The organism is Streptomyces sp. NBC_00887, assembly GCF_045207585.1.
Genome location: NZ_CP108788.1, coordinates 1,737,163 through 1,759,254 on the forward strand (window position 1 = coordinate 1,737,163; position 22,092 = coordinate 1,759,254).

The following is a 22,092-nucleotide window of genomic DNA, read 5'->3' on the forward strand; positions in this document are numbered from 1 at the left end:
AATTGGCCGTTCGACTGGAGACGCACGTGGCCGGGCGCATCGAGGATTACGCACTCATCGGAGACATGCAGACCGCTGCCCTGGTCTGCCGGGACGGCACAGCAGACTGGCTGTGCCTCCCCCGCTTCGACTCGCACGCCGTTTTCGCCGGGCTCCTCGGTACCGAGGAGCACGGCTTCTGGCGTCTGGGACCCGCACGCGCGGAAGGGGAACAGCCCCTCGCCGCGGACCGCCGCCGATATCGCGGGGACTCGCTCGTCCTGGAATCGGAGTGGGACACCCCGCGCGGCACGGTCCGCGTGACCGATTTCATGCCGCCGCGTGACGGCGCCCCCCAGCTCATCCGCATCGTGGAAGGTGTCAGCGGCCGGGTGCAGATGCGCTCGGAACTGCGGATGCGTTTCAGCTACGGACGCGTCACCCCCTGGGTGCACAAGGTCGACGGCCGGACGGTCGCCGTGGCGGGCCCCGACTCGGTCTGGCTGGACACGCAGGCGGAGACGTACGGCCAGAATCTGACGACGTACTCCGATTTCACCGTCGCCCCCGGCGACCGGATCGCGTTCACGATCAGCTGGCAGCCCTCGCACCACGAGCCTCCCAGCCTGCCGGACCCCGAGGGTTCCCTCGAGGCGACCGAGAACTTCTGGCGCGAATGGGTCGACCAGTGCACGTACCACGGGCCCTACCGGGAAGCCGTGGTCCGCTCCCTGATCACCCTCAAAGCCCTCACGTACGCGCCCACCGGCGGCATCGTGGCGGCTCCGACCACCTCCCTGCCCGAGGAGATCGGGGGCGTACGGAACTGGGACTACCGCTACACCTGGCTGCGGGACGCGGCGATCACGCTGTCCTCGCTGCTGCGCACCGGCTACCGCGAGGAGGCCCGCGCCTGGCGCGAGTGGCTGCTGCGGGCCGTCGCGGGCGACCCGGAGAACCTGCAGATCATGTACGGCATCGCGGGTGAGCGGGAGCTCGGCGAGGCGGAGCTGGACTGGCTGCCCGGCTACGAGAACTCCGGGCCGGTCCGGGTCGGGAACGGTGCGGCGAACCAGCTCCAGCTCGATGTGTACGGCGAGGTCACCGAGGCGCTGCACCTGGCGCACATGACGGGCCTGACCCGCAACGACTACGCGATGGGGCTCCAGCTCAAGCTGATCAGCTATCTGGAGAAGCACTGGGAGGAGCCCGACGAGGGCATCTGGGAGGTGCGCGGCCCCCGCCGGCACTTCGTGCACTCCAAGGTGATGGCCTGGGTCGCGGTCGACCGCACCATCAAGCTGATCGAGTCCGGGGACACGGACGGGCCGCTGGAGCGGTGGCTCCAGTTGCGCGAGGACATCCACCGCGATGTCTGCGAACGGGGCTACGACAAGGAACGCAACACCTTCACCCAGTCCTACGGGTCGAAGGAGCTCGACGCGTCCCTGCTGCTGATTCCGCAGATGGGCTTCCTGCCGCCCGACGACAAGCGGGTCATCGGCACGATCGAGGCGATCCAGCGGGAGTTGTCCACGGAGGACGGCTTCGTCCTGCGCTACCCCACCGCCGGTGAGAACGCGGGCGTGGACGGCCTGGAGGGCGACGAGGGCGCGTTCCTGGCCTGCTCGTTCTGGCTGGCGGACGACCTCGCGATGATCGGCCGGGTCGACGAGGCCCGCCAGCTCTTCGAGAGGCTGCTGTCCCTGCGCAACGACCTGGGGCTGCTGGCCGAGGAGTGGGACGCCAGGCTGCAACGTCAGGTGGGGAACTTCCCGCAGGCGTTCAGCCATGTGCCCCTGATCGACACGGCGCTGCGGCTGACGGCCAGCGGGGCGTACGTCGGCTGAGGGGCGCGCCCGAAGGCGTACGCGGGCGGTGTGACAGGACCGGGTGGAACGGCCGATCTCCGGGGCCGGGCCTACGATGGAAAGGTCCTGTCACGCCCTGCGAAGGGGACATCATGACGCCCCGCAGCACCTTGCCGGAAGCCGCTCTGAGCGGTCTGCGCACCGATCTCACCGGCGCTGTCCATGTGCCCGGCGATCCGGGTTACGACGAGGCCCGCGCCGTCTTCAACAGCATGATCGACCGCAGGCCGTCGGTGGTGGCGCAGTGTGCCTCCGAGGTGGATGTGGCACGGGCGCTGCGTTTCGCACGGGAGCACGGGCTGGAGGTCGCCGTGCGCGGAGGCGGTCACAGCGTCGCGGGTATGGCCCTGAGCGATGGCGGCCTGGTGGTGGATCTGCGCCGTATGAACAGCGTGAGGGTCGACCGGGAGGGCCGTTCGGCCCGCGTCGGCGGCGGGGCGACCATGAGCGATCTGGACCGGGCGGCCCAGCCGTACGCCCTGGCGACCACCGGCGGACGGGTCTCCACCACCGGGGTCGGCGGCTTCACCCTGGGCGGCGGATCCGGCTGGCTGGAACGCAAGTTCGGGCTGGCCTGCGACAATCTGCTGGCCGCCGATCTGGTCACCGCGGACGGTGGCAGCGTCCGCGCCACGCCCGAGGAGAACCCGGAGCTCTTCTGGGCGCTGCACGGCGGCGGCGGGAACTTCGGCGTGGTCACCTCGCTCACCCTGCGGCTGCACGACCTGCCCGCGATGAGTATGGCCCTGATTCTCTTCCGGCCCGAGGACGGCCCCGGGGCCGTCCGTGTGTACCGGGATCTGATGGGGTCCGCACCGGACGAGGCGGGTGGCGGCTGCCTGTATCTCACCGCCCCGCCCGAGGAGTTCGTGCCCGAGCAGCTGGTGGGCACGCTCGTCTGCGCGATCGTGTTCACCTATGCCGGGACGGAGGCCGAGCTCCGCGAGGCGGCGGCCCCGCTGCTCGCGCTCGGGCATGAGTCGGAGCTCGTGGCCGAACTCCCCTACGCGGAGCTCCAGTGCATGCTGGACGATCCGCCCGGCATGCGGAACTACTGGTCCGCCGAGTACCTGGACAGCTTCCCCGACGAGGCCGTGTCCGTCTTCTGCTCCACCGCGGAGGCGATGCCCGTTCCCTCCGGCTCTCAGCATGTGCTGTTCCCGATGGGCGGCGCGACGGCGCGCGGCCCCGCCGACTATCCGGTCCCCTGGCGCTCGTCCCCGTGGGGTGTGCACCCGTTCGGGATCTGGGAGAGCGCCGCGGACGACGAACGGGGCAAGCAGTGGGTGCGTGAGGTGCGCGCGGGCGTCCGTCCCTGGGCGAACGGTGCGGTCTACCTCAACTTCATCGGACGCGAGGGGCAGGACCGCGTCGTCGCCGGAGTGGGCGAGGAGAACTACGCCCGGCTGGCCGCCGTCAAGGCGCAGTACGACCCCGGCAACGTCTTCCACCTGAACCACAACATCCGTCCCGCCGCAGCCGCGGTGTGACGTACCCCGCCGGGCCCGGTAACTTCCTGACCGGGGCGATTGCCCCGTCGCACGCGAGCAGGAAGCACGAAGGTCGGAGTCAGTGGAGACACAGGGCGGAATCACCGTGCGGCGGGCGCTGGAACTGCCGGGGCTGCGCGGCGGAGTCCCGGAGGTGCTGGCGGGGGCGGACCGGCTGGACCGTACGGTGCGCTGGGTGCACACGGGTGAGGTGCCGAACATCGCCTCCCTCCTCAAGGGCGGTGAGCTGCTGCTCACCACGGGTCTCGTGCTGGGCTCCCGGCCCGCCGAACAGCGCGCCTTCGTGCGGCGGCTCGCCGACCGGGGCATCGCCGCCCTGGTGGTGGAGCTCGGCCCCCGTTTCAGCCGGCTGCCCGCGGCGATCGTGGACACGGCACGGACGGCGGGGCTGCCGCTCGTACAGCTGCACCGTGAGGTCCCGTTCGTGTCGGTGACCGAGGAGATCCACACGGAGATCGTCAACGGGCACTACGCGCTGCTCCAGCGGGCCGAGGAGGTGCACCGGCGCTGCACGCAGGCGGTGCTCGGCGGCGGTGGGGTGCCGCAGGTGCTGGGCATCCTGGCGGACTTCACCGCGAACCCCGTCTTCCTCGAAACCCCGGACGGCCGGCTGCTGTACGCGGCGGGGACGGGGACCGGGCCGGTGGGAGCCGATCCGCTACAGGTCTGGGAGGGGCTGCGCGGTGGCCGTGCGGCCCGCGAGGCACCGCCCGCCGGGGCGCTTTTGGTGGAGGTGCCCGGCGGAGGTTCCGGGACCGGTTCCGTGCGGGCCCGGTTGGTGCTGCTCGCGGTGTCGGGGCCGTTGGTGGTGGTGCACCGGATGGCGGCCGAGCGGGCTGCGGGCATCCTCGCCGTCGTCCTGATGCAGGCGCGTCAGGACGAGGAGCTGGCGGCTCGGGGGCGCGGTGACTTCCTCACGGATCTCGCCGAGGGCAGGATCGCCCCCGAGGACGCGCCCGCGCAGGCCAAGGTCCTGGGGTTCAAGCCGGGCGGGGACCCCCTGCTGCCGGTGGTGATGCGTATCGCACCCGAGCTGTCGCCGTCGGGCAACTGGGCTCTGCTGGCACGGGCGGTGCTGGAGGAGCTGTCGGCCGTGGGCGTACCCGTGCTGCTCGGGGTGCGGCCCGTGGAGGGCAGGATCCCGCTGCTGCTGGCATTGCGTCCGGAGACGGGGCGCGCGGCGGTCGCGGACCGGGTGGCGGCGGCGCTGCGGGCGGGCGTCGAGCGGGCGGGTCTCGAACGGGCCGGTGACCGTGCGCCGGTCGTGGTGGTCGGGGCGGCCGGCAGCTGGGCGGCGGCCGGTGCCGGACTGCGGCACGCGGCGGAAGCGGCGACGGCCGCCCAGGGGCTCGACGAGCTTCCCTGGTACGACGCCCAGCGCCTCGACATCGATCTGCTGCTGTGGCGGCTGCGGGAGCACCCGGATCTGGCGTCCTTCGTGGACCGGACGATCGGGCCGCTGCGGGAGCACGACCGGACCTCCCGCCCCCCGCTGCTGCCCACGCTCGAGGCGTACATCGACCATGCGGGCCGCAAGGCGGAGGCCGCACGCGAGCTGCATCTGAACCGCCAGACGCTCTACAACCGGCTGGCCCGCATCGGGGAGCTGCTCGGCGCCGATCTGGACGACCCGCAGACGGTCCTGGCCCTGAGCCTGGCCCTGCGTGCCCGGCGCCACACGCCGTGAGACCCACGCCCCCGGTGCCCCGTACTCCCGGGGCTCGCGCCCCCGGGGCCTCATGTGCGGACCGTGGCCAGTGGCTGCGCCAACTCGTCGTAGACGGACAGCACATGGGCGATCGTGTCGTCCTCGGTCGGCCACCCCGCGGCCTGCACGAGCCCCGCCGCTGCGAGCCGCTCGCGCCGTTCCCGGTCGCCGAGGAGCCTTACGACGGCGCGCGCGAGCGCCTCCGCGTCCCCGGGGGGAACCAGTTCCGCCGCGTCGCCCGCCAGTTCGGCCGGCCCGCCGGTCGTGGCCGCCACGAGGGGCACCCCCAGCCGCAGCGCCTCGTGCGCCGCCGTCGGCGGCGGCGACTCCCCGCCGCAGGTCAGCACGGCAAGGTCCGCCGCGGCGAGGATCTCGACGGTGTCGTCCCGGCTGCCGGCAAGGAGGACGGGCAGTTGCTCGTCGGTGATCCTGCGCTGCAGGGCGGCCCGCTCCTGCCCCTCCCCCACGATCACCAGCAGGGGTACGGGGTCCAGTTCACGCCAGACGCGGGCGGCGTCCAGCAGCGCGCCGAAGCCGTGGTGCGGCAGGAGACTTCCGACCGATACGAGCAACGGCCTTCCCACCGCTCCCAGTTCGACGCGCGCCTTGCCGTCGTGACCGGTGGCGGCAGAGGGGCCCGCCGGGATCGCGGCCAGTGCGAGGCGCGCGTCCCTGGCGCCCCGGCGGCGGGCCCGGTCGACCAGATCCGAGGACGTACCCAGCACGACGGCCGCCGCCCGGGCGGCCCTTCGCTCCAGCAGGTGCAGCAGCCGGCGGCGGGCGCCTTCGGTGTGGGCACGGGCACGCCAGGTCACGACCAGCGGCGTACGGCGGCCGCTGAGCGCGAGCCCGGTCCGGACGGCGGCGTGCAGACCGTGCGCGTGGACCACGTCTGCGCCGGCGCAGGCGGCGCGCAGGGCGGCGACGGCTGCGGGGTCGCTGCGCCGGGGTACCGCGACGAAGCGGGCTCCCGTCGCGGGGAAGTCATGGCCGCGGTCGGCTCCGGCGGGGGCGCAGACCGTGACCTGCACCCCTCTGGCGACCAGACCTGCGGCGAGCGAGACGACATGAGCGCTGCTTCCGGCACCACCGCCCAGGACTTGGACCGTACGCAGCTGTGACACGTCGAATGGCTCCCGGAGCTCCGGAGTCGGCGGTATGTACAGACCAAGGATGCCAGTCCGTACGCACGTTCCGGGACTGACGAAACGTTGTTCCCGTCCTTGCGGCGACAGGCGACCGGGCCACCCCACCCGTTGGAGTGAGATCGGCGGCCCGGTATTGACACCAGAATCCGCTATCCGTCCGCCCGTGCCGTCGCCAGCAGCTCCTCGGCGTGGGCCCGTGCCGTCTCCGAGTCCTCCTGTCCGGCCAGCATCCGGGAGAGTTCGCGCACCCGGTCCTCGCCCTCCAGGATTGTGACGCCACTGCTCGTCACCGAGCCGTCCACCGTCTTCTCGACCAGCAGCTGCCGGTCGGCGAAGGCCGCCACCTGGGGCAGGTGCGTCACCACCACGACCTGCGCGGACCTGGCCAGCTTGGCCAGCCGACGGCCCACCTCGACGGCGGCCTTGCCGCCGACACCCGCGTCGACCTCGTCGAAGAGGTACGTCGGTACGGGGTCGGAACCCGCGAAGACCACCTCGACGGCGAGCATCACCCGCGACAGCTCACCGCCCGACGCCCCCTTGGCGATCGGCCGGGGCTGGGCCCCGGGGTGCGGTGCCAGCAGGAGTTCGACCTCGTCGGCGCCGGACGGCCCGTAGAGCACGCTCCGCCCGCCGATGTCGATGCCGGACGCCTCGTCCGCCGCCTCCGTCTGCCGGATGGCGAAGGACACACGGGCGTGCGGCATCGCGAGCGACGCCAGTTCCTCCGTCACCGCCCCGGCGAAACGTGCCGCCGCTTCCGTACGCGCGTCGGTCAGCGCCTGCCCGAGCCCGGAGAGCTCGCTGCGCAGCGCGTCGCGCTCCGCCGTCAGCTCACCGATGCGGTCGTCGTCGCCCTCGAGCTCCGTCAGCCGGGCAGCACCCTCCTCGGCCCAGGCGAGCACGGCGGAGACGTCCTGACCGTACTTGCGGGTCAGCGCTGTCAGCGCCGAGCGCCGCTCCTCGACGGCGGCGAGCCGCCGCGGGTCGGCGTCCAGCTGGTCGGCGTACCCGGCGAGTTCCCCGGACACGTCGGCGAGCAGGATGGAGATCTCGCCGATGCGGTCGGCGAGCGCGGCCAGCGCCGGGTCGTGGGCCCGCACGGCGTCCAGGGACCGGCCTGCCGCCGCGACGACGGTCGTGGCGTCCACGCCCTCCTGGTCCTCCGGGTCGCCCGCGAGCGCCGCGTGCGCGAGGGCCGCCGCGGAGGCGAGCGCCTCGGCGTGGCCGAGCCGCTCGGCCTCCGCGGCCAGTTCGGTGTCCTCACCGGGCAGTGGCTCGACCGCGGCGACCTCGTTGAGGCCGAAGCGCAGCAGATCCGCTTCCTGGGCCCGCTCCCTGGTACGCGTGGTGATCTCGTCGAGCTCCACGACGACCGCGCGCAGCCGCCGGTAGGCCGCCGCGTACTTGGTGTGCGGACCCTCGACGCCGTCGCCGGCGTACCGGTCGAGGGCCTGCCGCTGCCGCGCGGGCTTGAGCAGTCCCTGCTGGTCGGTCTGGCCGTGTACCGCCACGAGTTCGTCGGCGAGCTCGGCGAGGACCCCCACGGGCACCGATCTGCCCCCGAGGTGGGCGCGGGAGCGCCCCTCCGCCGAAACGGTACGGCTGATGAGCAGCGCACCGTCCTCGATCTCGGCCCCCGCCTCCTGGGCGCGCAGCGCCGCCGCGTCGCCCTCGGACACCGTGATCCGCCCCTCGACGACCGCGGCCTTGGCCCCGATCCGTACCAGGGCAGGGTCTGCACGCCCCCCGAGCAGTAGCCCCAGGCTGGTGACGACCATGGTCTTGCCCGCGCCGGTCTCGCCCGTCACCGCGGTGAAACCGGGTGACAGCTCGACCACCGCGTCGTCGATGACTCCGAGCGACCGTATCCGCATCTCCTCCAACACGGACATGACCTTACGAGGTCCGGACCCCGGTGCGCCAAGGGCCCCGGGTACCGGTTCACTCTCCCGGGCCCCGGGACCGCTTTCCGCTCAGTGCGGAGCGCCGCGCCAGCCCTGCACCGGAAGCGCGAACTTGGCGACCAGACGGTCCGTGAACGAGGCCTGGTGCAGCCGTGCCAGCCGTACGGGAACCGCACCGCGCCGCACTTCGACGCGTGCCCCCGCAGGCAGCTCGACGGTCCTGCGGCCGTCGCACCACAGCACCCCGTGCGGGGTGTGCGGCTGTACCTCGACCGCGAGTACCGAGTCGGGTGAGGTCACCAGCGGCTTGGCGAACAGCGCGTGGGCGCTGATCGGCACCATCAGCAGGGCCTCGACCTCGGGCCAGACGACGGGGCCGCCCGCCGAGAAGGCGTAGGCGGTCGAGCCGGTCGGCGTGGCGCAGACGATTCCGTCACAGCCGAAGCCGGTCACCGGCCGGCCGTCGATCTCGAGCACGACCTCCAGCATCCGCTCGGGCGAGACCTTCTGCACGGCCGCCTCGTTGAGCGCCCAGTCGGTGTGCACGATGTCGCCGTTGCTGTGGACGATGACGTCGAGCGTCATGCGCTCCTCGACCTGGTACGCGCGGGTGACGACCCGGTCGACGACCTTGTCGAGGTCGTCCCGCTCGGCCTCGGCGAGGAATCCGACGCGCCCGAGGTTGACGCCCAGCATGGGTACGCCGGATGCCCGGGAGATCTCGGCGCCGCGCAGCAGCGTCCCGTCCCCGCCGAGCACGATCAGCAGTTCGCAGCCGTCCACGGCCGCGGGCGTGGCATCGGTGACCGTCACCACGGACGGCGGAAGCGGCAGGTCGGCCGCCTCGACCGCCAGGACCCGGACGCCGAGGCCGTTGCGCAGCAGGCCCTGGACGACGAGCTCGGCGCTGCGGATCGCTGCCGAGCGGCCGGTGTGCGCCAGCAGGAAGACAGTTCGTACCGCGTTCTCGGGTTGTGCCGCATGCGTCGTCAACGAGGCCCCTCCGCCACTGCACGGTCGACATCCGCGGGATCCAGTTCAGGAGCTCCGGCCCGCAGCCACAGAAAGTACTCGACATTTCCCGACGGCCCGGGCAGCGGGCTCGCCGTGACACCCCGGACGCCGAGGCCCAGGAGGCCGGCCCGGCGCGCCACTTCCCGTACCGCTTCGGCCCGCAGCTCGGGGCTGCGGACCACACCACCGCTTCCGAGGCGCTCCTTGCCCACCTCGAACTGCGGCTTGACCATGAGGACCAGGTCCGCGTCGGGTGCTGCGCAGCGCGCCAGGGCGGGCAGTACGAGACCGAGCGGGATGAACGACAGATCGCCCACCACCAGGTCCACCGCCTCTCCGTCGAGCTGCTCCAGCGTCAGCTCCCGCACATTGGTACGGTCCTTGACGATGACGCGTTCATCCGACTGCAGGGACCAGGCCAGCTGCCCGTAGCCGACGTCGACGGCGACGACGTGCCTGGCTCCGGCCCGCAGCAGCACATCGGTGAATCCGCCCGTGGACGCGCCGGCGTCCAGGGCCCGTCGTCCTTCGACCTTCAGCCCGAGGGGGACGAAGGCGTCGAGCGCGCCCGCGAGTTTGTGCCCGCCGCGCGAGACGTACTCGGGGTCGCTGTCGTCCTTCACGACGACGACGGCGGCGCTCGTCTCGACCTGGGTGGCGGGCTTGGTCGCGGTGCTGCCGCCGACGGTCACCCGCCCCGCCGCGATCAGCTGGCTCGCGTGCTCGCGCGAGCGCGCGAGCTTGCGGCGCACCAGCTCGGCGTCGAGGCGGCGACGTGCCACTCCTGCCACTTCTCGTTCAGCTCCTGTTGTTGTACGGGGGTGCGGGTGCGGGTCCGGCGTCCAGCTCGGTCAGCGCGTCGCGCAGCCCGCGGTGTACATCCTCGTACACCGCGGTGTGCCCGTCCGCCGGGAGGTGGTCCGCGTCGGCCAGTCGCTCCAGCTGCGCATCGACCCCGGGATGCCCGGTGGCGGTGCGTGCGACACCGAGGGGGGCGGGCGGGGCCGGGTCGAAGGAGGGCGCGGGCGGCACGTCGGGCTGTGCCGCGGCCCCGGGTTCCGCGTCGCCCTCCTGTGCCGTCCCCGGCTCCGGCATCCAGTCGCTCATGCCCGAAACGCTACCCCGAACGGCTGGGGTACCGTCGGTGGCGATGGCGACCATGGCGGAGTGCCGCAGCGCACTCGACACACTTTCCGGCAACCTGGCAGGTGCCGACGGCGACGTACGCAGCGCTGCTGCTCTCGACCGCTCGCTGAGCTGCCACATCAAGGATCTCGACGTCACGTTCATCGGGCGGCTGTCGGGTGGCCGGATCCGGGTACTCGACACGGTCGAGGGTCCCCCCCGCGAGAAGGCCGAGATCCGGCTCGCGATGACCGGGGACGATCTGGTGGCCATGGTGAACGGCGAGCTCAATTTCGCGAAGGCCTGGGGCTCGGGCCGGGTCCGGCTGGAGGCGGGCTTCCGCGATCTGCTGAAGCTCAGGTCCCTGTTGTAGGCCGTGCCCCTCAGGCCCCGGCGGTGGCCCTGGCGCCGGCCCGCTTCCGGCGGGCGGCCGGGACCACGAGCGGTGTTCCCGTCTCCGGGTCGTCGATGACCTGGCACGGCAGCCCGAAGACCTCCTCCACCAGCTCCGCCGTGACCACATCGCCGGGGACGCCCTCGGCGACGATCTCGCCCCGGCGCATGGCGATGAGGTGGGTGGCGTACCGGGCGGCGTGGTTGAGGTCGTGCAGCACGGCGACCAGCGTGCGTCCCTGTGTCTCGTGGAGTTCGGCACACAGGTCGAGCACGTCGATCTGGTGCTGGATGTCGAGGTACGTCGTCGGCTCGTCGAGCAGGAGCAGCGGGGTCTGCTGGGCGAGCGCCATGGCGATCCAGACGCGCTGGCGCTGACCGCCGGACAGTTCGTCGACGTAGCGGTCGGCGAGGTCGCCGACTCCGGTGGACGCCATGGACTCCACGACGATCCGTTCGTCCTCGGGAGACCACTGGCGCAGCAGCCCCTGGTGCGGGTACCGGCCGCGCGAGACGAGGTCGGCGACCGTGATGCCGTCGGGGGCTATGGAGGTCTGGGGCAGCAGGCCCAGGGTCCTGGCGACCTTCTTCGCGGGCATCCGGTGGATGGCCTGTCCGTCCAGCAGGACCTCGCCCCGGCTCGGCCTCAGCATCCGGGACAGCGCGCGCAGCAGGGTCGACTTGCCGCAGGCGTTGGGACCGACGATCACCGTGAAGGAGTTGTCGGGGATCTCGACCGAGAGGTCCTCGGCGATGACGCGCTGGTCGTAGCCGAGGGTCACCGAGTCTGCGGTGAGGCGCTGCATGGTCGTACTCCCGGAGTTGATGGGGTTCGTCTGCGAGGTGTCCGGTGCCGCCACCGGTGTACCGGGCTTCATATGCGTCCCGCCTTGCGCTCGGACACCAGCAGCCACAGCAGGTAGCAGCCACCCAGCACACCGGTGACCACACCCACCGGAAGCCGGCGGTCCCCGAAGGCGTTCGTCGCGGTCCAGTCGGCGACGAGCAGCAGGGCCGCGCCCGTGCACGCCGCGGCGGCCAGGTTGGGGCCGGGCGAGCGGGTGAGCCTGCGGGCGACCTGCGGGGCGCTCAGCGAGACGAAGACGATGGGGCCGGCGGCAGCCGTGGCGACGGCGACGAGGATCACGGCGCAGCCCAGCAGGACGAGCCGGGTGCGTTCCACCCGTACGCCCAGGGCGTGTGCGGCGTCGTCGCCCATCTCCAGCATGCGCAGGGCGCGTCCGTGGCCCAGGACCAGGGGGACGAGAACGCCGCAGACCGCGAGGAGCGGCCAGACCTGGGCCCAGTCCCGGCCGTCGAGTGAGCCTGTCATCCAGACGACGGCGCGGGTGGCGTCGACGAGGTTGGCCTTGGTGATCAGGTAGTGGATGGCCGCGGTGAGCATCGCGGCCGCGCCGATGCCGACGAGGACGAGCCGGTAGCCGTGCACCCCCCGCTTCCAGGCCAGCAGGTAGACGGCGACACCGGTGAGCACGCCTCCGGCCACGGCCCCCGCGGCGACCTCGGTCGGCCCTCCGTGGAAGAGCACGATCACGGTGAGGGCGCCGACCGCGGAGCCCTGGCCGAAGCCGAGCACGTCGGGGCTGCCCAGCGGGTTGCGGGAGACGCTCTGGAAGACGGCTCCGCCCACGCCGAGCGCGGCACCGACCAGGAGTCCGACCAGGACCCTCGGCAGGCGCAGGTCCGTGACGATGAACTCCTGCTGGAAGGTCCCGTTGCCGAACAGCGTGGTGAGGACCTCGCCCGGCGTCATGGAGTAGTCGCCGCTGCCGGTGAGCACCACGGCCGCCGCTGCCGCCACCAGGGCGAGCAGCACGATCACGACGAGCGCCCGGACGTCCACCCGGAAGGAGAAGCCGCCGGCGGTCCGTACGGCGCGGACGGACTTCGCTGTGTCCTGCGGGGCCTTCACAGCTGGGCCATCCTCTTGCGTCGTACGAGATGGATGAAGACGGGTCCGCCGAGCAGTGCGGTGACGATGCCGACCTGCAGTTCGGAGGGGCGAGCCATGACCCGGCCGACCACATCCGCGCCGAGCAGCAGCACGGGCGACAGCACGGCCGCGTACGGCAGGATCCACCGCATGTCCGGCCCCGTGATGGTGCGGACGAGGTGCGGGATCATCAGCCCGATGAAGACGATCGGCCCGCAGGCGGCGGTGGCCGCCCCGCAGAGCAGGGTGACGGCCGCCATCGCGAGGACGCGGGTCCGGGTCAGATGGGCACCGAGCGCCCTGGCCGTGTCGTCGCCCATCTCCAGGGCGTTCAGCGGCCGGGCGATGAGGAGCGCGAGCAGCACGCCGAGCGCGATGAACGGCCACACCTTGCCGACGGTCTCCATGGTGGCGGAGGCCAGCGAACCGACGGTCCAGAACCGGAGCCGGTCCAGCGCCGCCGCGTCCAGCAGCTGTACGGCGTTGACGTAGCCGAACAGCGCCGCGGTGACCGCCGTACCGGCGAGCGCGAGCCGCACCGGGTTCGCGGACCGGCTGCCGCCCAGCAGATACACGGCCACGGACACCACCGCGGCACCGGCGAACGCGAACCAGACGTACCCCGTCAGCGAGGTGACGCCGAAGAAGCTGATCGCGGAGACGACCGCCGCGGCAGCGCCCGCGTTGACACCCAGCAGGCCGGGCTCGGCGAGCGGGTTACGGGTCAGGGCCTGCATCACCGCGCCGGAGAGGCCGAGTGCCGCCCCGACGATCAGCCCGAGCACGGTCCGCGGGACGCGCACGTCCCGTACGAGGACGTCACCGTTGGTTCCCGAGTAGTGAAACAGGCCGTGCCAGACCTCGGACAGGGGCAGCGCCTTGGCCCCGATCGCGACACTCGCGAGGCAGACCAGGACCAGGACGCCCACGGCTGCCAGCAGACCTGCGGCACGCACCGCATGACGCGCGGGGCGCGTGGGCTTTTCCGGCGTGGCCGCGGGGCCGGCGCTCGATTCGGGGGGACTCTCAACCAACACCGGGTTAGGTTAGCCTACCCTCCAGTTGTCTCACCTGGCCGGTTCGGCGTGCGCCTCCGCCCCGGCGCCTACAGCCCGAGCCTGGCCACCGCCTTCGCCGAGTCGAGCCCGCAGGCACCTTCACCGGCGTACGTCCATGCCGCACCGCACAGGGCCCTCAGCCCGTCCAACGGATCGCCGTCGCCCTCCAGCACCAGGGCGTCCCCCTGTGCCTCGGCCGTCCAGCCACCACAGCTGACCCGGCCGCCCTCCTCCGCCACCTCCGGCTGACCGGTGAGCAGCCCCCGAAGGTCCCGGTCCACATACGTCGGCCGGTACTTCGGCTCGGCGGCCAGCAACTGTGCCGCGTCGGTCACGCCGGTGAGCACCAGCAGCGAGTCGACTCCTCCGTTGAACGCGCCCTCGATGTCCGTGTCCAGCCGGTCCCCGACGACCAGCGGCCTCTCGGCACCGGTCCGCAGGACCGTCTCCCGGTGCATCGGGGGCAACGGCTTGCCGGCGACCTGCGGCTCGGCACCGGTGGCGATGCGTACGACCTCCACCGCCGCACCGTTGCCCGGCGCTATGCCGCGGGCGCCGGGAATCGTCAGGTCCGTATTGGACGCGAACCACACTGCCCCGCGCGCGATCGCGTACGCCGCCTCGGCGAACCGCCCCCACGCCAGGTCCGGTCCGCCGTACCCCTGCGCCACCGCCACCGGCTCGTCGTCCACCGACTCCACCGGCACCAGCCCCCGCTCGCGCAGGGCGACGCGCAGCCCTTCCCCGCCGACCACGAGCACCCTGGCCCCGGAGGGCAGTTGATCGGCCATCAGCCGGGCCACCGCCTGCGCCGACGTGATCACATCGGCGGGCTCCGCCGGCACCCCGAGCTCCGTCAGGTGCTCCGCCACCGCGTCGGGGGTGCGCAGGGCGTTGTTCGTGACGTACGCCAGCCGCATCCCGCCCTCACGTGCGCTGCCCAGCGATTCGACGGCGTGGACGATGGCGTGCCCGCCCGCGTACACCACCCCGTCGAGATCGAGCAGAGCCGTGTCGTACGCCTCGCTCAGCGCCGTGGTGCTCCCGAGCGGCCGTGACCTGTACTGCTGACTCATATGCCTGTGCTCCTCTTTCCATGCCTCTGCCCCGATCATCGCGCATATAGGGACCGCACATACGATGCACAAATGAACACATCAGGGCCCGCCGAGCAGGGACTGCGGCTGATCCCCTTCCGCGGGCTGCGGTACGTCCCCGAGCGGGTCGGCAGCCTTGCCGCGGTGACCTCACCGCCGTACGACGTCGTGGTCAGGCCCGACGGGCTGCACCACCTGGAGTCCGCGGACCCGCACAACATCGTGCGGCTGATCCTTCCGCAGGCCGGCACCGCCGCGGCGCGCCACCAGCAGGCAGCCGAGACCCTGAAGCGCTGGCTCGCCGAGGGCGTTCTCGCTCCGGACCCCGTCCCGGCGCTCTACGTCTACGAACAGCGACGCGGCGGAATCCTGCAGCGTGGTGTGATCGGGGCCCTGGCGCTCTCCCCCGCCGGCGAGGGCATCGTGCTCCCGCACGAAGACGTCATGGCCGATGTCGTGGAGGACCGCGCCGACCTGATGCGCACCGCGGCGGCCCACCTCGAACCTCTGCTGCTCAGCTACGTCAGCGACGGCGCGCGAGCGGGAGCGAACGCCGTCATCGAACGCGTGCTGGAACGCCTCCCGCTGCTCACCACCACGACGGAGGACGGCTTCAGCCACCGCCTCTGGGCCGTCACCGATCCCGGCGAGCACGCGGAGATCCAGGCGGATCTCTCCCGCCGCCAGGCGCTGATCGCCGACGGCCACCATCGTTGGGCCACCTATCTCCGGCTCCAGAAGGAACAGCCGGCGCCGGGCCCCTGGGACTTCGGGCTGGTCCTCCTCGTCGATACGGCCCGCTATCCCCTGCAGGTCCGTGCCATCCACCGGCTGCTGCACCGCCTTCCGGTCGCCGAGGCGATCGAGGCCCTGGGCAGCAGCTTCCGGGTCAGGGAGATCGAGGGGCCGCTCCCCCGGGCCCTCGACGCGCTCACGGAGGCCGCCGCGGAGGGCAACGCCTTTCTGTTCGCCGGCGACGGCAGTTTCCACCTCGTCGACCGGCCGGACGGAGACCTCCTCGCCCGCACGGTTCGTGCCGACCGGCCGGCGGCCTGGCGGGCACTGGACGCGACCGTGCTGCACTCCACACTCCTGGACCATGTCTGGAGGATTCCCGACGCGCCGGAGCACATCGCGTACATCCACGACACCGCGGCGGCCGTCGAGCAGGCCGAGCGGCACAATGCCACGGCGGTGCTGATGCATCCGGTCCGCGAGGACGTCGTCCGGGACCTGGCCAGACAGGGCGTCACCATGCCCCGCAAGTCGACCTCGTTCGGCCCCAAGCCGGCCACGGGTCTCGTTCTGCGCAGTCTCGACACGGACTGAGGACGGGCGACAAACAGAAGAGGGCGGCACCCGTCACGGGTGCCGCCCTCCTTCTTTCAGCCGTTCAGCGCTTACGCCTTCGCGGAACCCTCCGCGTCGTCGTCGTCGACTTCCTCGATCTCCAGGTCGTCCTCGTCGTAGTACTCCTCGACGCCGTCGTCCTCGTCCTGCTCCGCGGCGCCCGGCGCCTCGGCCTCGGCCTCGGCCTCGGCCACAGCCGGGTGCTCGTCGTCCTCACCCATGGCGTCGACGAACTCCACACCGTCGAGCTGGGCGAGCCGGTCCGACGCGTCGGTCGCCCCGTCCTTGTCCGCCTCGAGGGCCTTGCCGAACCACTCACGTGCCTCGTCCTCGCGCCCGGCTTCCAGGAGTGCGTCCGCGTACGCGTACCGCAGGCGCGGCGTCCACGAGTGCACGGAGCTGGAGGCGAGCTCGGGGCCCTGCAGGGTGACGATTGCCGCGTCGATCTGCCCCATGTCCCTGCGGGCTCCGGCGGCTACCAGGCGCATCTCGACCTGGCCTGCCTTGTCCAGCTTCTGGACCTCGGGCCCACCGGCCATGTCCATCGCCCGCTCGGGCCTGCCGAGTCCGCGCTCGCAGTCGGCCATGACGGGCCACAGGTCCACGGAGCCGGTCATGCGACGGGACGCCCTGAACTCGGCCAGTGCCTCCGCGTACTTCTGCGTCGCGTACGCCGCGAAGCCGGCCGCCTCACGCACCGCTGCGACGCGCGAGGCAAGACGCAGTGCGATACGCGAGTACGCGTATGCCTGCTCGGGGTCCTCATCGAGGAGGCGGGCCACCATCACGAGGTTACGAGCGACGTCATCGGCCAGGGTCTTGGGCAGGCTGTACAGCTCCTGCCGGACATCCTTGTCGATCTCTTGGCCCGTGACGTCGTCCGGGATGGGAAGCCGCTTGATCGGCTCACGGTCGCGGTCGTCGCGACCCTGGTAACCACCGCGGTCGTCGCGACCCTGGTAGCCACCGCGGTCGTTGTCGCGACGGGGCGCACGGTCCCGGTCACGGCTCCTGTCGTCACGACCACCACGGTCGTCGCGGCGGAAGCCACCACCGGTGCTGCCGCCACGGTTGTCGTCACGGCGGAAGCCACCACCGGTGCTGCCGCCACGGTTGTCGTCACGACGGAAGCCACCGCCGGTGCTGCCGCCACGGTTGTCGTCGCGGCGGGGGCCGCTGCTGGGACGGTCGTCACGGCGCTCAAACCCACCGGTGGGGCGACCGCCACGGTCGTCACGCTGACCACCGCGGTACCCACCACGCTCGTCATCACGACGCGGCGCACGATCATCACGACGGAAGCCAAAGCCGGCGGTGCCACCACGGCTGTCGTCCCGGCGGGGGCCGCTGCTGGGACGGTCGTCACGGCGCTCGAAGCCGCCGCTGGGGCGACCACCGCGGTCCTCACGGCGCTCAAACCCACCGGTGGGGCGACCGCCACGGTCGTCACGCTGACCACCGCGGTACCCACCACGCTCGTCATCACGACGCGGCGCACGATCATCACGACGGAAACCGCCGCCGGCGGTGCCACCACGGCTGTCATCACGGCGGAAGCCACCACCGGTGCTGCCACCACGGCTGTCATCGCGACGGGGGCCGCTGCTGGGACGGTCATCACGCCGCGGAGCACGGTCATCACGACGGAAGCCGCCGCCGGTGCTGCCGCCACGGCTGTCGTCCCGGCGGGGGCCGCTGCTGGGACGGTCGTCACGGCGCTCAAACCCACCGGTGGGGCGACCGCCACGGTCGTCACGCTGACCACCGCGGTACCCACCACGCTCGTCATCACGACGCGGCGCACGATCATCACGACGGAAACCGCCGCCGGCGGTGCCACCACGGCTGTCATCACGGCGGAAGCCACCACCGGTGCTGCCACCACGGCTGTCATCGCGACGGGGGCCGCTGCTGGGACGGTCATCACGCCGCGGAGCACGGTCATCACGACGGAAGCCGCCGCCGGTGCTGCCGCCACGGCTGTCGTCCCGGCGGGGGCCGCTGCTGGGACGGTCGTCACGGCGCTCGAAGCCACCGGTGGGGCGACCGCCACGGTCGTCACGCTGACCACCGCGGTACCCACCACGCTCGTCATCACGACGCGGCGCACGATCATCACGACGGAAGCCACCGCCGGTGCTGCCACCACGGCTGTCATCGCGACGGAAGCCACCGCCGGTGCTGCCACCACGGCTGTCGTCCCGGCGGGGGCCGCCGCCGGTGCTGCCACCACGGCTGTCGTCCCGGCGGGGGCCGCTGGCACGGTCGTTGGTGTCACGTCGAGGCGCGCCGGACCGGTCGTCACGACCGCCACGGAAACCGCCCCTGTCACCGCCGTCACGGCGACGCGGCTCGCGCTCCGGACGGTCGTCGGAAGAGTTGGTGGACATGGGGGTGACTCCTGTCATCGGGTACCACAGACATTCTCGCGCAGCCGACCATCCGACGCGCTTCGACAAAAACAAAAGGACCCTTGGTCCCAGCATGAACGCTGGGACCAAGGGTCCTTGAAAGATTGTTCGGCGGCGTCCTACTCTCCCACAGGGTCCCCCCTGCAGTACCATCGGCGCTGAAAGGCTTAGCTTCCGGGTTCGGAATGTAACCGGGCGTTTCCCTAACGCAATGACCACCGAAACACTATCGGCCAGCTCCGCAATGAAAAGCAGAGCATCGGCACTTAGCGAACAAGCACACTTTTCAATTAAGTAGTGAAACTGTTCAACCAGCACGACTATTCGTGGCCTGGGAACAACACAGTGGACGCGAGCAACTGAGGACAAGCCCTCGGCCTATTAGTACCAGTCAGCTCCACCCGTTACCGGGCTTCCACATCTGGCCTATCAACCCAGTCGTCTACTGGGAGCCTTAACCACTCAAGGTGGTGGGAATACTCATCTCGAAGCAGGCTTCCCGCTTAGATGCTTTCAGCGGTTATCCTTTCCGAACGTAGCCAACCAGCCATGCCCTTGGCAGGACAACTGGCACACCAGAGGTTCGTCCGTCCCGGTCCTCTCGTACTAGGGACAGCCCTTCTCAATATTCCTACGCGCACAGCGGATAGGGACCGAACTGTCTCACGACGTTCTAAACCCAGCTCGCGTACCGCTTTAATGGGCGAACAGCCCAACCCTTGGGACCGACTCCAGCCCCAGGATGCGACGAGCCGACATCGAGGTGCCAAACCATCCCGTCGATATGGACTCTTGGGGAAGATCAGCCTGTTATCCCCGGGGTACCTTTTATCCGTTGAGCGACAGCGCTTCCACAAGCCACTGCCGGATCACTAGTCCCGACTTTCGTCCCTGCTCGACCCGTCGGTCTCACAGTCAAGCTCCCTTGTGCACTTACACTCAACACCTGATTGCCAACCAGGCTGAGGGAACCTTTGGGCGCCTCCGTTACTCTTTAGGAGGCAACCGCCCCAGTTAAACTACCCATCAGACACTGTCCCTGATCCGGATCACGGACCTAGGTTAGACATCCAGCACGACCAGAGTGGTATTTCAACGACGACTCCACAACCACTGGCGTGGCCGCTTCAAAGTCTCCCACCTATCCTACACAAGCCGAACCGAACACCAATATCAAACTATAGTAAAGGTCCCGGGGTCTTTCCGTCCTGCTGCGCGAAACGAGCATCTTTACTCGTAGTGCAATTTCACCGGGCCTATGGTTGAGACAGTCGAGAAGTCGTTACGCCATTCGTGCAGGTCGGAACTTACCCGACAAGGAATTTCGCTACCTTAGGATGGTTATAGTTACCACCGCCGTTTACTGGCGCTTAAGTTCTCAGCTTCGCACACCCGAAAGTGCACTAACCGGTCCCCTTAACGTTCCAGCACCGGGCAGGCGTCAGTCCGTATACATCGCCTTACGGCTTCGCACGGACCTGTGTTTTTAGTAAACAGTCGCTTCTCGCTGGTCTCTGCGGCCACCCCCAGCTCAGGAAGCAAGTTCCCTCACCAGTGATGGCCCCCCTTCTCCCGAAGTTACGGGGGCATTTTGCCGAGTTCCTTAACCATAGTTCACCCGAACGCCTCGGTATTCTCTACCTGACTACCTGAGTCGGTTTAGGGTACGGGCCGCCATGAAACTCGCTAGAGGCTTTTCTCGACAGCATAGGATCATCCACTTCACCACAATCGGCTCGGCATCAGGTCTCAGCCTTAATGTGTGACGGATTTACCTGCCACACGGCCTACACCCTTACCCCGGGACTACCACCGCCCGGGCTGGACTACCTTCCTGCGTCACCCCATCGCTTACCTAATACAAGTCTGGTTCATCGGCTCCACCACTACCCTCAACTCCGAAGAGATCGGGCCGGCTTCACGGACTTAGCATCGCCTGATTCAGTATTGGGCGTTTCAAAGCGGGTACCGGAATATCAACCGGTTGTCCATCGACTACGCCTGTCGGCCTCGCCTTAGGTCCCGACTTACCCTGGGCAGATCAGCTTGACCCAGGAACCCTTAGTCAATCGGCGCACACGTTTCTCACGTGTGTATCGCTACTCATGCCTGCATTCTCACTCGTGAACCGTCCACAACTCGCTTCCGCGGCTGCTTCACCCGGCACACGACGCTCCCCTACCCATCCCAGCCCCCGTTGGGGGTATGTGCTGGAATGACACGACTTCGGCGGTACGCTTGAGCCCCGCTACATTGTCGGCGCGGAATCACTTGACCAGTGAGCTATTACGCACTCTTTCAAGGGTGGCTGCTTCTAAGCCAACCTCCTGGTTGTCTCTGCGACTCCACATCCTTTCCCACTTAGCGTACGCTTAGGGGCCTTAGTCGATGCTCTGGGCTGTTTCCCTCTCGACCATGGAGCTTATCCCCCACAGTCTCACTGCCGTGCTCTCACTTACCGGCATTCGGAGTTTGGCTAAGGTCAGTAACCCGGTAGGGCCCATCGCCTATCCAGTGCTCTACCTCCGGCAAGAAACACACGACGCTGCACCTAAATGCATTTCGGGGAGAACCAGCTATCACGGAGTTTGATTGGCCTTTCACCCCTAACCACAGGTCATCCCCCAGGTTTTCAACCCTGGTGGGTTCGGTCCTCCACGAAGTCTTACCTCCGCTTCAACCTGCCCATGGCTAGATCACTCCGCTTCGGGTCTTGAGCGCGCTACTAAATCGCCCTATTCGGACTCGCTTTCGCTACGGCTTCCCCACACGGGTTAACCTCGCAACACACCGCAAACTCGCAGGCTCATTCTTCAAAAGGCACGCAGTCACGACTGCTGTTCCGAAGAACAACAGCGACGCTCCCACGGCTTGTAGGCACACGGTTTCAGGTACTATTTCACTCCGCTCCCGCGGTACTTTTCACCATTCCCTCACGGTACTATCCGCTATCGGTCACCAGGGAATATTTAGGCTTAGCGGGTGGTCCCGCCAGATTCACACGGGATTTCTCGGGCCCCGTGCTACTTGGGTGTCTCTTAAACGAGCCGTTGATGTTTCAGCTACGGGGGTCTTACCCTCTACGCCGGACCTTTCGCATGTCCTTCGCCTACACCAACGGTTTCTGACTCGTCTCACAGTCGGCAGACCATGAAAAAGAGATCCCACAACCCCGCATGCGCAACCCCTGCCGGGTATCACACGCATACGGTTTGGCCTCATCCAGTTTCGCTCGCCACTACTCCCGGAATCACGGTTGTTTTCTCTTCCTGCGGGTACTGAGATGTTTCACTTCCCCGCGTTCCCTCCACACTGCCTATGTGTTCAGCAGTGGGTGACAGCCCATGACGACTGCCGGGTTTCCCCATTCGGAAACCCCCGGATCAAAGCTTGGTTGACAGCTCCCCGGGGACTATCGTGGCCTCCCACGTCCTTCATCGGTTCCTGGTGCCAAGGCATCCACCGTGCGCCCTTAAAAACTTGGCCACAGATGCTCGCGTCCACTGTGCAGTTCTCAAACAACGACCAGCCACCCATCACCCCGTTCCGAAGAACGAGTGCACTGG

General features: G+C 69.7%; 16 protein-coding genes and 2 rRNA genes. 5 read left to right on the forward strand and 13 right to left on the reverse strand.

Features of this window, described 5'->3' with window-relative positions:
• Positions 1-26: 26 nt before the first annotated feature.
• The 3 genes from OG844_RS07910 to OG844_RS07920 all read left to right on the forward strand — a co-directional run bounded on the left by OG844_RS07910 (position 27) and on the right by OG844_RS07920 (position 5,048).
• On the forward strand, positions 27-1,829 hold the full coding sequence (locus tag OG844_RS07910; RefSeq protein ID WP_406389115.1) for a glycoside hydrolase family 15 protein: 1,803 nt from the start codon (positions 27-29) through the stop codon (positions 1,827-1,829).
• A 113-nt stretch (positions 1,830-1,942) separates the two neighbouring features.
• Positions 1,943-3,340 (forward strand): FAD-binding oxidoreductase, encoded by a 1,398-nt coding sequence (locus tag OG844_RS07915; RefSeq protein ID WP_406389117.1) that lies wholly within the window; start codon positions 1,943-1,945, stop codon positions 3,338-3,340.
• 82 nt (positions 3,341-3,422) lie between these two features.
• Positions 3,423-5,048, forward strand: a complete 1,626-nt coding sequence (locus OG844_RS07920; protein ID WP_406389118.1) for a PucR family transcriptional regulator — start codon at positions 3,423-3,425, stop codon at positions 5,046-5,048.
• Between the two features lie 50 nt (positions 5,049-5,098).
• Here OG844_RS07920 and OG844_RS07925 read toward each other — a convergent pair whose 3' ends face one another.
• The 5 genes from OG844_RS07925 to OG844_RS07945 form a co-directional block, all read right to left on the reverse strand.
• Positions 5,099-6,193 (reverse strand): glycosyltransferase family 4 protein, encoded by a 1,095-nt coding sequence (locus tag OG844_RS07925; RefSeq protein WP_406389119.1) that lies wholly within the window; start codon positions 6,191-6,193, stop codon positions 5,099-5,101.
• 173 nt (positions 6,194-6,366) lie between these two features.
• Entirely contained in the window at positions 6,367-8,112 is a 1,746-nt protein-coding gene (recN, locus tag OG844_RS07930) for a DNA repair protein RecN (RefSeq protein WP_406389120.1), read from the reverse strand.
• Positions 8,113-8,193: 81 nt separating this feature from the next.
• Positions 8,194-9,117, reverse strand: coding sequence for an NAD kinase (locus tag OG844_RS07935; RefSeq protein ID WP_406389122.1), 924 nt, complete (start codon positions 9,115-9,117; stop codon positions 8,194-8,196).
• Entirely contained in the window at positions 9,114-9,929 is an 816-nt protein-coding gene (locus OG844_RS07940) for a TlyA family RNA methyltransferase (RefSeq protein ID WP_406389123.1), read from the reverse strand. The genes OG844_RS07935 and OG844_RS07940 overlap by 4 nt, the downstream gene beginning before the upstream one ends.
• Positions 9,930-9,936: 7 nt before the next feature.
• On the reverse strand, positions 9,937-10,245 hold the full coding sequence (locus tag OG844_RS07945; protein ID WP_406389124.1) for a hypothetical protein: 309 nt from the start codon (positions 10,243-10,245) through the stop codon (positions 9,937-9,939).
• Positions 10,246-10,288: 43 nt separating this feature from the next.
• Between OG844_RS07945 and OG844_RS07950 the strand changes: the two genes are divergently transcribed.
• Entirely contained in the window at positions 10,289-10,636 is a 348-nt protein-coding gene (locus OG844_RS07950; RefSeq protein WP_406389126.1) for an SCP2 sterol-binding domain-containing protein, read from the forward strand.
• Positions 10,637-10,646: 10 nt separating this feature from the next.
• On the opposite strand, the gene OG844_RS07955 is transcribed toward OG844_RS07950, so the two are convergent.
• The 4 genes from OG844_RS07955 to OG844_RS07970 all read right to left on the reverse strand — a co-directional run bounded on the left by OG844_RS07955 (position 10,647) and on the right by OG844_RS07970 (position 14,744).
• Positions 10,647-11,462: an ABC transporter ATP-binding protein gene (locus OG844_RS07955; RefSeq protein WP_406396043.1), complete on the reverse strand. Its 816-nt coding sequence runs from the start codon at positions 11,460-11,462 to the stop codon at positions 10,647-10,649.
• 68 nt (positions 11,463-11,530) lie between these two features.
• Positions 11,531-12,589, reverse strand: coding sequence for a FecCD family ABC transporter permease (locus OG844_RS07960; RefSeq protein ID WP_406389127.1), 1,059 nt, complete (start codon positions 12,587-12,589; stop codon positions 11,531-11,533).
• Positions 12,586-13,566 carry a FecCD family ABC transporter permease gene (locus tag OG844_RS07965; protein ID WP_406396045.1) on the reverse strand — a complete coding sequence of 327 codons (981 nt, stop codon included), beginning with the start codon at positions 13,564-13,566 and terminating at the stop codon, positions 12,586-12,588. The genes OG844_RS07960 and OG844_RS07965 overlap by 4 nt, the downstream gene beginning before the upstream one ends.
• A gap of 149 nt (positions 13,567-13,715) precedes the next feature.
• The gene (locus OG844_RS07970) at positions 13,716-14,744 is read right to left on the reverse strand and encodes an HAD hydrolase-like protein (RefSeq protein WP_406389128.1); all 1,029 of its coding nucleotides are present in this window, start codon (positions 14,742-14,744) and stop codon (positions 13,716-13,718) included.
• 72 nt (positions 14,745-14,816) lie between these two features.
• On the opposite strand from OG844_RS07970, the gene OG844_RS07975 reads away from it, so the two are divergent.
• Positions 14,817-16,094, forward strand: a complete 1,278-nt coding sequence (locus tag OG844_RS07975; RefSeq protein WP_406389130.1) for a DUF1015 domain-containing protein — start codon at positions 14,817-14,819, stop codon at positions 16,092-16,094.
• Positions 16,095-16,165: 71 nt separating this feature from the next.
• Here the strand turns inward: OG844_RS07975 and OG844_RS07980 are convergent, their stop codons facing one another.
• From OG844_RS07980 to OG844_RS07995, 4 genes are all read right to left on the reverse strand, one after another.
• Positions 16,166-16,900: a hypothetical protein gene (locus tag OG844_RS07980; RefSeq protein WP_406389131.1), complete on the reverse strand. Its 735-nt coding sequence runs from the start codon at positions 16,898-16,900 to the stop codon at positions 16,166-16,168.
• Positions 16,900-18,348: a hypothetical protein gene (locus OG844_RS07985; protein ID WP_406389133.1), complete on the reverse strand. Its 1,449-nt coding sequence runs from the start codon at positions 18,346-18,348 to the stop codon at positions 16,900-16,902. The genes OG844_RS07980 and OG844_RS07985 overlap by 1 nt, the downstream gene beginning before the upstream one ends.
• Positions 18,349-18,632: 284 nt before the next feature.
• Positions 18,633-18,749: ribosomal RNA gene (gene rrf, locus OG844_RS07990) — 5S ribosomal RNA — on the reverse strand.
• A 138-nt stretch (positions 18,750-18,887) separates the two neighbouring features.
• Positions 18,888-22,012: ribosomal RNA gene (locus OG844_RS07995) — 23S ribosomal RNA — on the reverse strand.
• Between the last annotated feature and the right edge of the window lie 80 nt (positions 22,013-22,092).